Source organism: Acerihabitans sp. (assembly GCF_036398755.1).
Lineage (GTDB): Bacteria > Pseudomonadota > Gammaproteobacteria > Enterobacterales > Enterobacteriaceae > Acerihabitans.
Genome location: NZ_DASWOM010000043.1, coordinates 76,243 through 88,362 on the forward strand (window position 1 = coordinate 76,243; position 12,120 = coordinate 88,362).

Genomic DNA, 12,120 nt, shown 5'->3' on the forward strand with positions numbered 1-12,120 from the left:
GAAAGATTATGCTGTTTTATATACTTCGTCGTCTCCTGTATGCCATTCCCATTACGCTTGCGGTGACCGTAGTGGTATTTTCCCTGGTGCATCTCGCGCCGGGTGACGCCATCAACGCCCTGGTGCCGGATGAGGCCTCGGCGGAACTGGTGGCGCAAATCCGCCATGAGTACGGGCTGGATAAACCCATTCCCGTACAGTATGCCTATTGGCTGGCGAACGCGTCGTACGGCAATCTCGGCATCTCGCTCGGCACCGGACGCCCCGTGGCGAGCGAAACGATGGCCGCGGTCAAAAACACCCTGGTGCTGGCCGTCAGCGCCGGGTTATTAAGCTGTAGCCTGGGCTTTTCACTGGGGATAATCTCCGGTATCGGCCGCGATCGGTTTATCGACCACGTGATCAGTTTTTTTACCCTCGCCGGCGTGAGCATCCCGCATTACTGGCTGGCCATCGTACTGGTGATCGTGTTCTCGGTGAACCATTTGTGGCTACCGCCGCTGGGCATGGGGCCGGACGACTGGCGGCTCGATGGGGAACATATCCGCCATCTTATCCTGCCGACGGTCACCATGGCGGCGATCCCGGTCTCGGTCATCGCGCGGACGGTGCGGGCCAATGTCGCCGAAATCCTTGATCAGGAATTTATTACCACCCTCTGGGCCAAGGGCATTACCCGGCGGCGCATCTTCTGGCATGTGATCCGTAACGTCCTGCCCGGCTCCCTGGCCGTGATGGGCCTGCAGATTGGCCATATGCTGGGCGGCTCGGTGCTGGTGGAAACCATTTTCGCCTGGCCGGGCACCGGTTATCTGATGGCCACCGCCATTTTCCAGCGCGACCTGCCGCTGCTCCAGGGCACAATGCTGGTGCTGTCGCTCTCCTTTGTTATTTTGAACCTGGTGGTCGATCTGCTGCAAAGCTGGGCCGACCCGCGCATCCGGAGGGCATGACGGATGAAATCGGCCACGAACACCCTGGGTGTGAACGCGCCCGCCCGCACCAAACGGGCCGGCTACGGCATGCGGGTACTGCGCCGCTATCTGGGCCAGCCGGCATCGGTGGCGGCCACCCTGGCGTTGCTGGTGATTATACTCGCCGCCCTCGGCGCCAACTGGATGGCGCCCCAGGACCCCTATGCCACCAGTATTGCCCTGCGCATGGCGGATATCGGCACGCCGCAGCGGTTGTTGGGCGGCGATGAATTGGGCCGGGACATCCTTTCCCGGGTGATTTACGGCGGGCGGGTCTCGCTTATCATGGCGTTTATGCCGGTGATGATCGGCCTGCTGGCGGGCGGCGGACTGGGTATTATCGCCGGCTACGCCGGCGGGCGCACCAATACCGCCATAATGCGCAGCATGGATGTCTTTTACGCCTTTCCCTCCATTTTGCTGGCGGTGGCCATTTCCGGCGCGCTGGGGCCGGGGCTGACCAATGCGATATTATCGCTTTCGCTGATCTTTATTCCCCCCATCACGCGGATTGCCGAGAGCGTGACCACCCAGGTGGGCGGCCATGAATTTGTGACGGCGGCCAGGCTGTCCGGCGCGTCCACCTGGCGCATCCTGCGCCAGCATGTGTTCAGCAACGTATTCGGCCCCATCGTGGTGTTTGCCTCCAGTCAAATCAGCGTGTCGATTATCACCGCCTCGGGGCTGAGCTTTCTCGGCCTGGGCGTTAGCCCGCCCACCGCCGACTGGGGGTTAATGCTGTCGTCGCTGCGGCAATCGATTTACGTCAATCCCATCGTGGCGGCCATTCCCGGCGTGATGATCTTTATCTGTTCCATTTGTTTTAACGTGATAAGCGACGGCGTGCGCAAAGCCATGGAGATACGCAGATGAACCACTTTGTCTATAACAACTCGCCGCTGCCGCCCATCGAGGACAAGGGCGGCCCGGCCCAACCCCTGTTGCGGGTCAGCGGCTTACGCAAGTTTTACCGCGTCAAGGAGGGGTGGCTTGGCGGCAAGCAGACCGTGCGCGCGGTGGACGGCCTCTCGTTCGAGGTGCGCAAAGGCGAAACCCTGGGCATCGTCGGTGAATCAGGCTGTGGAAAAACCACCACCGCGCGGCTGATAACCGGCATGATCGCCGCCGATGAGGGGGAGATCGATCTGGACGGCGAAGTGTTCTGCGCGCCGGGCAGCACACTCGGCGCCGAGTCCCGGCGCGCGGTGCAAATGGTGTTCCAGGACAGCCATTCGTCGTTGAATCCGCGCATGTCGGTGCTCGACACCATTATGTTCGGCCTGCTGGCCCATGGGGTGGATAACGCCACCGCCGCCGATTATGCCTGCCGGCTGATGGACGCCGTCGGCATGCCGGCGGGACAGTATGCCGACCGTTATCCCATCGAGCTGTCGGGCGGGCAGCGGCAGCGGATCAATATTGCCCGGGCGCTGGCCCTGCGGCCCCGCCTGCTGTTGCTTGACGAACCGGTGTCCGCGCTGGACAAATCCGTCGAGGCCCAGGTGCTCAACCTGCTGGTCGAACTGCGGGAAACCCTGGGGCTGACCTATATCTTCATTTCACATGATCTCAACGTGGTACGTTATATTGCCGATCGGGTGGTGGTGATGTATCTGGGGCAAATCATCGAGTCGGCCCCGGCGGAAGCCATTTTTTCCCGCGCCGCCCATCCTTATACCCGCGCGCTGCTGGCGTCAAAACCGTCGCCGGATCCGCGGGTAAAAATCGCCGCGCCGCCGCTGCCCGGCGATCCGCCGGACCCCATCAATCCGCCGAAGCACTGTCGTTTCCACACCCGCTGCGCCTTCGCGCAGCCGGTGTGCGCGGCCAAAACACCGCCGCTGGCCCGGGGGGCGTCAACCGCGCACGATCATCTGGTGTCCTGCTGGATGCAGGTGCCCGATTCCGGCCATAGCCTGGCCCCCGCCGCGACGGAGCCGACGTCATGACGCAGACATCCCATCCCTTACTGGAACTCAAACAGGTTAACGTGGCGTTCCGGGTCGGCGGCCAGTGGCGGCCGATTGTCAAAAATATCAGCCTGAGCATCGGCCAGGGCCGGGTATTAACCCTGCTGGGCGAATCCGGCTCGGGGAAAAGCGTGACGCTGCGCGCCATTCTCGCCCTGCTGGCGGCCAAAACCACCCGCATAAGCGGCAGTATCCTGCTGGACGGGCGGGACCTGGTCACCTTGTCCGCCGCGGAGCGGGCCGCGGTGCGCGGCCGCGAGGTGGGTTTTATTTTTCAGGAGCCGATGACCGCCCTGGACCCGGTATTCCGCGTCGGCGATCAGATTGCTGAAATGCTGGTTCATCATAAAGGCATGAGCTGGAAAGCGTCTTTGGCCCGGGCCAGGGAGTTGTTTGATCTGGTACAGATCCCCTCGGCGCAACGGCGGCTGCGCGCCTATCCGTCGGAACTTTCCGGCGGCCTGCAGCAGCGCGTGATGATCGCCATGGCCGTGGCCTGCGAACCCAAATTACTGTTGGCCGACGAACCGACGACGGCGCTGGACGCGACGGTTCAGGTACAGGTATTGCTGCTGCTGCGCGAGGTGCAAAAACAGTTCGGGATGTCGATTCTGTTCGTTACCCACGATTTAGGGGTGGCGGCTGAAATCTCGGACGATGTCGCCGTGATGCGCCAGGGCGAAATCATCGAGTCGGGCAGCGCCGAACAGGTGCTGCTGCACCCGGCGCATGCTTATACCCGGCTGCTGACCGGCAGCGCGGTTTATGGCAATTACCGGGAAAACACCCTGGGCGCGCCCGGGCCCGTATCATCCGCCGGATAAACCGCTATCGGCCAGACGGTGAAACCACAGCATTCCACGATAAGGCGTACCGATGACAGATAAAACGAACTACGAACGATTAACGGCGGTGGCGGCCCGGCAGGCCATCGACGCCGGCGGGCTAACCGCGACACGGTTGCTGGAAGCCTGCCTTGAGCGCATAGATACGCGCGAGAAGGACATCCGCGCCTGGACGTTCCTTGATGCCGCTGGGGCGCGCAAACGCGCCGCGCAGCTCGACGCGCAGCCGGCGCGGGGGCTGCTGCACGGCATCCCGCTGGGCATCAAGGACATTATCGACAGTAGCGACATGCCGACGTCCTACGGATCGCCTATCTACGCGCGGCACCGTCCGCAATGGGACGGCGCCGCCCTGGCGCTGTCCCGCGCCGCCGGGGGCGTTATCCTCGGCAAGACCGTCACCACCGAGTTTGCCAATCGCCATGCCGGTCCGACGCGCAATCCCGTCGATATCCGGCACACGCCGGGCGGGTCATCGTCCGGCTCGGCCGCCGCCGTGGCGGATTTTCATATTCCCCTGGCCATCGGCACCCAAACCGGCGGTTCGGTTATTCGTCCCGCCGCGTATTGCGGCGTGTGCGGTTTTAAACCCAGCTTCCAAATCATCAGCAACGCCGGCGTGAAAACCAATACCGAAGCGCTGGATACCGTCGGCATGATCGCCCGCTCGGTGGAGGACCTGGGGTTATTCAACGCGGTCCTGACCGGCACGCCCTACGTTCCCGTGACGCCCGCCACGCTTGCCGGGCGCACCATCGCCGTCTGCCGCACGCCTTATTGGGACCGCGCCGCCGGCGAATCGCAACGGGCGCTGGAGCACACCCGGGAGGTGCTGTCAGCCGCGCGGGTCAAGGTCATCGATCTGGAACCGCCGGCGTTTTTTAACGGTCTGGAAGACGCGCACCGGCAAATCTGCGCGTTTGAATCGGTGCGCAACTACGCCGATGAGCTGTCGCGCTTTCGCGATCGGGTCAGTGATGATTTTATTAACCAGCGCGTGGCGCCGGGGGAGCAGACGACCCTTGAGATGTTCCGCGCGGCGATCCGGCTGGGCGAGCGTTGCCGCCACTGGCTGGATAACCGGTTGGCGCAAGACGGCATCGACGCGCTGCTGACCCCCTCGGCCCAGGGCGAGGCGCCGCGCGGCATCGCGTTTACCGGTAACGTGGTGTTCAATTTTCTCTGGACGTTCCTCCAGGTCCCGGCGATCACCCTGCCGCATTTCACCGGGCCGAACAAAATGCCGGTCGGCATTCAACTTGTCGGCAGGAAATACGCCGACGGCCATTTGCTGAACCTCGCGGCGGCCATCGCCAATCTATTGACCCAACAGGATTAACATATGCTGAAAAACATCACGGCGCCCATAGCGTCCGGCGCTCTGGCCGGACTGTCCGCCGTTGCGGCGCGCACCGCCATCGCGCAAGGCGTCATTACCTGCGAGCAATTGGTGGCCAGTTGTCTGGAGCGTATCGAGGAGCGCGACCCGCAGGTCATGGCCTGGGCCTGGCTGGATCGCGAACAGGCGCTGGAGCAGGCGCGCCTGGCGGATCGCTCGGCGTCCAATGGGTTATTGCGCGGTATCCCGGTGGGCGTAAAGGACATTATCGATGTCCACGGCATGCGCACCGGTTTTAACTCGCCCGTGTATCCCCACTATCATCCGGCGATGGATGCCGCCGCCGTGGCGCTGATTCGCCGGGCGGGCGGCGTTATTCTGGGTAAAACCGTGACCACCGAATTCGCCAACCGCGCGCCCGGCCCGACCATGAATCCGTACGACAGCCAGCGCACGCCCGGTGGTTCGTCCTCCGGCAGCGCCGCCGCGGTGGCGGATTACCAGGCCATGCTGTCGCTCGGCACGCAAACCAGCGGCTCGGTCATTCGCCCGGCCAGCTATTGCGGCGCCGTCGGGTATAAACCCACCTTCGGCGAGTTCAGCCGGGTAGGGGTAAAAGCCCAATCCGGTTCGCTGGACACCCTCGGGCTTTGCGCCCGCAGCGTGGGTGACGCCGAACTGTTCCGCGCGGCCATCATGGCGATCCCTTACCAGCCGGTGCCGCCGGCGGACCGGCGCTTGCGCATTGCGGTTTGCCGCCCGCCGGAGTGGCCGTCCGCCGAGCTCTCTTCCCGGCGACTGATCGAGGATTACGCCGGCAAACTGGCGGGCCGGCATCATCGGGTCATGGATCTGGACCTGGCGCCGGAATTATTCGATGATTGGCTGTCGGTGCATCGGGTTATCGCCAATTTTGAATCGGCGCGTAGCCTGGCGTTTGAAAAAATCAACCACCGGCATCAGCTCAGCGAAAAGTTATACCAGGGCCGCATCAGGGACGGAGAGAACATCCCCCTGGAAGGTTACATTCAGGCCCAGCTCAAGGCCGAAGCCATGCGCGCCCATATCGATAAAGCCTTCGACGAGGCTGATGTTATCCTCACGTTGGCCACCGCCGGCGAAGCCACGCCCGGACTGGCGGATACCGGGTCGGCCACGTTTAATTCATTATGGACCCTGCTGTATATGCCCTGCATCAGCCTGCCCGCCGGATTCGGCCCCGCGGGCATGCCGCTGAGCATTCAGTTGGTCGGGCGTCGATTCCATGACGAAGCGCTGTTTTCCGCGGCGCTGGCTATAGAAACATTTATTTCAGAACAAGAATAACGAGGCATCAAGGAATGGTCGTCATAACGCACACCCTGCCGGCGTACGGTTTTTTGCAGTATTTTCTGTTAGGCGGGGCGGCTTTTTTTTCCGCCATTGTGGGCGGGATCAGCAGTTTCGGCTCGGGACTGGTATTGACGCCGGTGCTGACGCCGATTCTCGGCATCAAGGCGGTGATACCGGTGATGGCGGTCGCCATGACCTTAGGCAATCTGTCCCGCGTCTGGGTCTATCGACGGCATATCCAGGCCCGGACGCTGCTGCAAATCATGGTCCCCGCCCTGCCTTGTGTCCTGCTGGGAACCTATATATATAAAGTGTTGCCGCAAAATGCCCTTGAACTGGTCATCGGCGTTTTTTTGCTGGTTATTATTCCCGTGCGGCGGTATATGGCGAAAAAACACTTTACCCCGACCCCGGCCGTGATCATCGGCGCGGCGATAGTGTTCGGCATTGTGTCCGGCGCGCTACCCGGCGGCGGTATCGTCTTGATGCCGATCCTGCTGGGCATCGGGCTTATCGGCGGCGGCATCATCGGCACCGATGCCTGTATCGGCATGATAACCAATATCTGCAAAGTCATTTTCTTTTTTAGCTTTTCATTGCTGAACTATCGCTACTTTTTATATGGACTGCTGATCGGCGCCTGTATGTTTCCGGGCACCTACCTGGCCCGTTGGTTATTAAACCGGATGCATATAAAGGCGCATACCCTGCTCATTGAAATATTGATTTTATTCAGCGGTCTTTATTTTATTTTGTCGGTTATCACCTCCTAGCCATCATTACATTGAGACATGATATGCCATGCACGCGAGGCTACACCACGCTATACCGTCTATTTTATCTGGCGATAATGCTCTTGACCTCGGGCGTTATCGGGTGGGTTTTGGAATCCGTTCATTTTAAACTGGGCTGGATGTTCGGCGGCGTGGCCGGCGCGGCGCTCACCTCGTGTTTTTTACTGCCGGCGCTTAAACTGTCGGGCAGGCTTTATATCAATAAAATGCGGCAGACCGGCCAGGCCATATTGGGCGGCGGCATCGGCTGCCTGTTGCACTTCAGCGACATCGGCGCGCTCGGCTGGCTATTTATCGATATCGTTATCATGATGGTCCTGTCGCTGATATCGTCGTTTGTGCTGGCCATCCTATTTTCCCTGCTGTCCACCCGTCAATCGGTTAAAACGACCTTTTTTTCCACGCTGCCGGGCGGCATCGGCATTATGGCGAACCTGGCGCAACAATACGGGGCCAATGCGGAATTGGTCGCCATCGTGCAATCCGTCAGGATCCTGTCGGTGGTGATGTTCACCCCGTTTGTGCTGACGAACCTGATGAGGGTCAACCTCGACGCCGTCCCGGTGGCGGGTGGGGATTACGCGGATTACCTGCAGTTGATTAACGCGGCGTTGATACTGGCGATTTCCGCCCTGGGGTATTACCTCGCCCATAAAATGCGTATTGCATCGCCTTCCCTTATCGGGCCGTTGCTGCTGGCCATCCTGGTCGGAAATCTTATGCCGTCCCATAGCGTGCTGATACTCCCGCCCCTGCTCTCCCACGCGGCGCAGATCCTGCTCGGCGTGACCCTGGGGCACGGCATCATCGCGCGGCTGGCCACGCTGCGGCTGCGGGACGTGGCCATCGGTCTGCTGTCTATTGTCTTTCTGCTGTTATTTTCGCTGGTGATTGCCGCCTTCTTCCACATGATTGCCCCGGTCGACTGGCAAACCGCCATCCTGAGTACCGCGCCCGGCGGCGCGGCGGAAATGATTATCCTGGCCAAGACGCTGGACACCCATATGGAAATCGTGGTGACGGCACAGGTGCTGCGACAGATTATCGTTAACTCGCTGGTGCCGGTATGGGTGGCGCTCTCGGATCATGTCGAGGCGCTATTACCCAAACGGACATTGCCCGTCGAGGCGGAAAAATAGCGCCGGAGGCGATGCCCGTTATTTGGTGGTATTGGCGTAATAGACGTTTCGGGTGACATGGGTGGTGCGGTATTCCACGATGCGCCCGGCCAGGTCGTAGGCGGTGCGGGTAACTTCCAGCACCGGGTCGCCGCTGCTGACGGCGAGGTGCTTGATATCTTCTTCCCCGGCCAGGGCGGCGTGGATTTTTTCATCCACCCTGACAATCAGAATATTATAGGTGCGGTCCAGAAAGCTGGAAATACTGACGGGACGGTGCTCGGCAAGCCGTTCGGCCGCATTGGGACAAATATCCTCCCGCACCACGATATGTTCCAGTATCCCCGGCTGGTTGCCGGCGGTGCGCAGGCGCATAAGCCGGACGACCGGAGTGTCGACGGCAATATTCAAGTGCTCCGCGTCGCGCGCCGAGGCGCTGCCCCGGACACATTCCAGATAGGTGGTCTCCTGGGTGCGCTCGCCGTTGGCGGCGTAAAACTTCAGGAACCGGAAGGGTTTTGACGCGCCCTCCCCTTTATTCGTGGCGATGGTGGTGCCCCGGCCCCGCTGGCGCACCACGATCTTGTCCTGCACCAGTTGCTCCACCGCTTTACGCGCGGTGCCCACGCTTACCGAATATTCTTGCGCCAGCGCGATTTCACTGGGCACCAGCTCGCCCGGACGCCATTCTCCGCTCAGCACGCGGCGGATCAAATCTTCCTTGACGGCCAGATAAACCGGTTTTTTTGAGGTTTTTGTTTTAGCAGCCGGTGCCTTGATGTGTAAAGTCATAATGATGTTGCCTAATCGGTCCTTAGAGTCTTATTTTCCCGGAATTTACGCAATCATTGCCGTCATTGGCACATATCGTGGGGATAGACCGGGGGTATCGGCTCCACGTCGTCCATTTGCGCGCCAAGGTGCCGCTCGATGTCGTTTAGCGCGCTGAACCAGATTATCAGCCGTTGATGGATGTTGTCGATTTCATCCTCATGAACGGGAATATTCTGTAAGGCCAGGGTGGAACGGACGTAATCCAGAGTGGGTAGCATTATCTCTTCTCCTGGGTGGTTCGGCCGGCCAAGGTGTGCGCCAAATCAGGCTGTAGGGTGTGCCAGGGCGTGGCGTTTTCATAAATGTCGGCCGCCTGCAGCAGCTGTTGTTCGGCAAACGGCCTGGCGGCAAACTGCAGCGCCAGCGGCAGTCCCTGGCGGGACAACCCCATCGGCACCGACAGCGCGGGAACATTCGCCAGGCTGAAGGGGTACAGGCCAATCCGGCGTTCCATTAAACGGGCGACCGCGTCGTCGCCAGTATCCAGGCGTTCCTGCATCTGTTCAATCAGTTTCGGCGCCGTGGGCGTGGTGGGGCAAATCAGCAGGTCCACCTGTTCAAAAGCGTCCAGCAGCTGCCGCCGGGCCAAGACCCGGCCGCGCATGGCCCGATTATACACCGTGGCCGGGATTAACGCCGCGGCCGCCAGGCGCGTGCGGGTACCGGCGTCAAACCGGTCATAACGATCGCGCAGGTATTTACTGACAAACCAGGCCGCCACATCGGCATCCAGGCTCAACAGCAATAACGGCACGGCATAGAGCGTCAGCGGCAACGACAATACCACCACCTCCGCGCCCTGTTGTTTCAGCACCCCGACCGCCGCGTCAAACGCCGTTTTCACCTCGTCGCTGGTGCTGTCATTGTAGGCAATTTCCCGGACAATACCCAGTTTTACCCCTTTGAGCGACTGGCCCGGCCGCGGTAAAAACGCCGTGTCCTGCCGCCGGCTCGACAGCAGATCGCGCGGATCGTGGCCGGCAATGGCGGACAGGACCTGGGCGGCGTCGGCCACCCGCCGGCAAAGCGGGCCCAGGACGTCCGTGGTATACCCCGCCATGACCGCCCCATGGCGGCTTACCCGGCCGAAGGTCGGGCGCAGTCCCACCACGCCGTTAAACGCGGCGGGGCCGCGTATGGAGCCGCCCGTATCCTCGCCGATGGAAAACGAGCACATCCCGGCGGCGGTGGCGATGCCGGAGCCGGTGGATGAACTGGACGCCGAATAGTCCGGGTTCCAGGGGTTGCGCGGCTGCCCGTAGGCAAACTCCAGCGTCCCGCCTTTGCCGAATTCATGGAGATTTTGCTTGCCCAACAGAATGGCCCCCGCCTGCTGCAATTTTTCAATTACCGCCGCGTTGCAGGGCGCAATCATCTCTTCTTCGTTCAGCACGCGGGTGCCGAGCGTGGTCGGCAGGCCCAGGGCGTGCATTTGATCCTTGACGCCGTAAGGCAGCCCGTGCAGCGGACCGCGGTAACGGCCCTGGATAATCTCGGTTTCCGCCCGGCGCGCCTGGGCCAGGGCGCCTGCGGCGTCGATGCTGATCCAGGCGCGCAGCAGGGGATCGTAACGCTCGATGCGCGCCAGGCAGGCCTGGACCAGCTCCACGGGAGAGAGTTTTTTTTGCCTGATCAGGTCGGCCTGTTCCAGACAGCTTAACGTAAGGATTTCTTCAGACATGCGCCGCCCCAACAAAATAGAGTTTAAACACTATCATTTAAACTATAGTGTTTAACCCATAAGTCAAGCCGGGGCAAAAAATTCCCTTCGCTGCCGTCGCGACAGGCGCGGCCGGTCAGGTGATCCAGGGAAAGGCGGCGCGGTAGCGCTCTTCAAACGCCAGGATGGTATCGGCATATCCCTGGGTCAGGGCGATATCGTCTATCCCCTCTATCAGGCTTTTTTTCCGCAGGGGATGGATATCGAATGCGTGTCGGTCGTTATTCAGGTCCCATACCACCTGCTGCTCGAGGTCGATGCGCAGATGCGCGCCCTTATTGCCGTGCAGCTGATGGCGCAGGGCAAGACAGGTTTCGTTCGGCAACACGACCGGCAGCAGGCGGTTCTTATAGCAATTATTACTAAAGATATCGCCGTAGCTGGGGGCGATAACCGCCCGGATGCCAAATTCCACCAGCGCGTACACCGCCGTCTCGCGCGATGAACCACAGCCGAAATTACGATCGGCCACGATAATGCCGCCGTCGCGGTAGGGCGGCTGGTTAAGGATAAAATCGGTCTTTTCGTTATCCTGTCCGTCAAAACGCCGATCGTGAAAGGCGATGCGGGCAAAGGCCGGACCGCGCGGGACTTTATTAAACCGGGTGGGACAAATTTGATTGGTATCCACATTGGGTTCATCCACGGGGATGCCGATGGCGTCAATCGTCAGTAGCGAGGTCATGATGCTGTCTCCGCCAGAGTGCGTACGTCGGTTAAATAACCGGTCAGCGCGGCGGCGGCCGCCATCACCGGGCTGACCAGATGGGTGCGTCCGTTAACGCCCTGCCGGCCGCGAAAATTACGGTTGCTGGTGGAGGCGCAACGCTCCCCGTCGGCAAGCATATCGCCGTTAATGGCGGTACACAGGGAGCAGCCGGCGTCGCGCCATTCAAAGCCCGCGTTGATAAACACCTTATCCAGCCCTTCCCGTTCGGCCTGGCGTTTCACCGCGCTCGAGCCGGGCACGATCCAGGCCGGCACCTTCGCCCGCCCCCGCCGGGCAATGCCGGCCGCCGCCCGCAGGTCCTCGATGCGTCCATTGGTGCAGGAACCGATAAACACCCGGTCGATTTTTATCGCGGTCAGCGCGGCGCCGGCGGATAGCCCCATATAGTCCAGCGCCGCGGCCACTTCCTGCCGCTTATCGCCATCCTCGATGGTGGCCGGATCGGGCAGACGGCCGTCGATGCC

13 protein-coding genes are annotated in these 12,120 nt (G+C 61.2%); 8 read left to right on the top strand and 5 right to left on the bottom strand.

Annotated features, from left to right (window positions below):
* Positions 1–8 precede the first annotated feature (8 nt).
* The 8 genes from VGC33_RS07370 to VGC33_RS07405 are packed head-to-tail and all read left to right on the top strand — an operon-like array spanning position 9 to position 8,393.
* Positions 9–953, top strand: coding sequence for an ABC transporter permease (locus tag VGC33_RS07370; protein WP_331120098.1), 945 nt, complete (start codon positions 9–11; stop codon positions 951–953).
* Positions 954–956: 3 nt separating this feature from the next.
* Positions 957–1,847 carry an ABC transporter permease gene (locus tag VGC33_RS07375; protein WP_331120099.1) on the top strand — a complete coding sequence of 297 codons (891 nt, stop codon included), beginning with the start codon at positions 957–959 and terminating at the stop codon, positions 1,845–1,847.
* A complete protein-coding gene (locus tag VGC33_RS07380) occupies positions 1,844–2,923 on the top strand; it encodes an oligopeptide/dipeptide ABC transporter ATP-binding protein (protein WP_331120100.1) in 1,080 nt (359 codons plus the stop codon). The genes VGC33_RS07375 and VGC33_RS07380 overlap by 4 nt, the downstream gene beginning before the upstream one ends.
* Positions 2,920–3,768 carry an ATP-binding cassette domain-containing protein gene (locus VGC33_RS07385; RefSeq protein ID WP_331120101.1) on the top strand — a complete coding sequence of 283 codons (849 nt, stop codon included), beginning with the start codon at positions 2,920–2,922 and terminating at the stop codon, positions 3,766–3,768. Before VGC33_RS07380 ends, VGC33_RS07385 begins: the two co-directional genes overlap by 4 nt.
* 52 nt (positions 3,769–3,820) lie before the next feature.
* The gene (locus VGC33_RS07390) at positions 3,821–5,128 is read left to right on the top strand and encodes an amidase (RefSeq protein ID WP_331120102.1); all 1,308 of its coding nucleotides are present in this window, start codon (positions 3,821–3,823) and stop codon (positions 5,126–5,128) included.
* 3 nt (positions 5,129–5,131) lie between these two features.
* Positions 5,132–6,454 (top strand): amidase, encoded by a 1,323-nt coding sequence (locus VGC33_RS07395; protein ID WP_331120103.1) that lies wholly within the window; start codon positions 5,132–5,134, stop codon positions 6,452–6,454.
* A gap of 14 nt (positions 6,455–6,468) precedes the next feature.
* A complete protein-coding gene (locus tag VGC33_RS07400) occupies positions 6,469–7,233 on the top strand; it encodes a sulfite exporter TauE/SafE family protein (RefSeq protein WP_331120104.1) in 765 nt (254 codons plus the stop codon).
* Positions 7,234–7,256: 23 nt separating this feature from the next.
* Complete coding sequence (locus VGC33_RS07405; protein WP_331120105.1) at positions 7,257–8,393, top strand: AbrB family protein; 1,137 nt, start codon at positions 7,257–7,259, stop codon at positions 8,391–8,393.
* A gap of 18 nt (positions 8,394–8,411) precedes the next feature.
* On the opposite strand, the gene VGC33_RS07410 is transcribed toward VGC33_RS07405, so the two are convergent.
* From VGC33_RS07410 to VGC33_RS07430, 5 genes are all read right to left on the bottom strand, one after another.
* On the bottom strand, positions 8,412–9,164 hold the full coding sequence (locus VGC33_RS07410; RefSeq protein WP_331120106.1) for a GntR family transcriptional regulator: 753 nt from the start codon (positions 9,162–9,164) through the stop codon (positions 8,412–8,414).
* 62 nt (positions 9,165–9,226) lie between these two features.
* Entirely contained in the window at positions 9,227–9,424 is a 198-nt protein-coding gene (locus tag VGC33_RS07415) for a hypothetical protein (protein ID WP_331120107.1), read from the bottom strand.
* On the bottom strand, positions 9,424–10,887 hold the full coding sequence (locus tag VGC33_RS07420; RefSeq protein WP_331120108.1) for an amidase: 1,464 nt from the start codon (positions 10,885–10,887) through the stop codon (positions 9,424–9,426). The genes VGC33_RS07415 and VGC33_RS07420 overlap by 1 nt, the downstream gene beginning before the upstream one ends.
* 115 nt (positions 10,888–11,002) lie before the next feature.
* Positions 11,003–11,611 carry a 3-isopropylmalate dehydratase small subunit gene (gene leuD, locus VGC33_RS07425; RefSeq protein WP_331120109.1) on the bottom strand — a complete coding sequence of 203 codons (609 nt, stop codon included), beginning with the start codon at positions 11,609–11,611 and terminating at the stop codon, positions 11,003–11,005.
* A partial coding sequence (locus VGC33_RS07430; RefSeq protein ID WP_331120110.1) for an aconitase family protein occupies positions 11,608–12,120 on the bottom strand: 513 nt, incomplete at its 5' end. The genes VGC33_RS07430 and leuD, both read right to left, overlap by 4 nt.

Excerpts from the sequence above, each read along its gene's own strand:
- VGC33_RS07400 (WP_331120104.1), top strand. The coding sequence starts at position 6,469 with ATGGTCGTCATAACGCACACCCTGCCGGCGTACGGTTTTTTGCAGTAT.
- leuD (WP_331120109.1), bottom strand. The coding sequence starts at position 11,611 with ATGACCTCGCTACTGACGATTGACGCCATCGGCATCCCCGTGGATGAA.
- VGC33_RS07405 (WP_331120105.1), top strand. The coding sequence starts at position 7,257 with ATGCCATGCACGCGAGGCTACACCACGCTATACCGTCTATTTTATCTG.
- VGC33_RS07375 (WP_331120099.1), top strand. The coding sequence starts at position 957 with ATGAAATCGGCCACGAACACCCTGGGTGTGAACGCGCCCGCCCGCACC.
- VGC33_RS07420 (WP_331120108.1), bottom strand. The coding sequence starts at position 10,887 with ATGTCTGAAGAAATCCTTACGTTAAGCTGTCTGGAACAGGCCGACCTG.
- VGC33_RS07390 (WP_331120102.1), top strand. The coding sequence starts at position 3,821 with ATGACAGATAAAACGAACTACGAACGATTAACGGCGGTGGCGGCCCGG.
- VGC33_RS07370 (WP_331120098.1), top strand. The coding sequence starts at position 9 with ATGCTGTTTTATATACTTCGTCGTCTCCTGTATGCCATTCCCATTACG.
- VGC33_RS07395 (WP_331120103.1), top strand. The coding sequence starts at position 5,132 with ATGCTGAAAAACATCACGGCGCCCATAGCGTCCGGCGCTCTGGCCGGA.
- VGC33_RS07415 (WP_331120107.1), bottom strand. The coding sequence starts at position 9,424 with ATGCTACCCACTCTGGATTACGTCCGTTCCACCCTGGCCTTACAGAAT.
- VGC33_RS07410 (WP_331120106.1), bottom strand. The coding sequence starts at position 9,164 with ATGACTTTACACATCAAGGCACCGGCTGCTAAAACAAAAACCTCAAAA.
- VGC33_RS07385 (WP_331120101.1), top strand. The coding sequence starts at position 2,920 with ATGACGCAGACATCCCATCCCTTACTGGAACTCAAACAGGTTAACGTG.
- VGC33_RS07380 (WP_331120100.1), top strand. The coding sequence starts at position 1,844 with ATGAACCACTTTGTCTATAACAACTCGCCGCTGCCGCCCATCGAGGAC.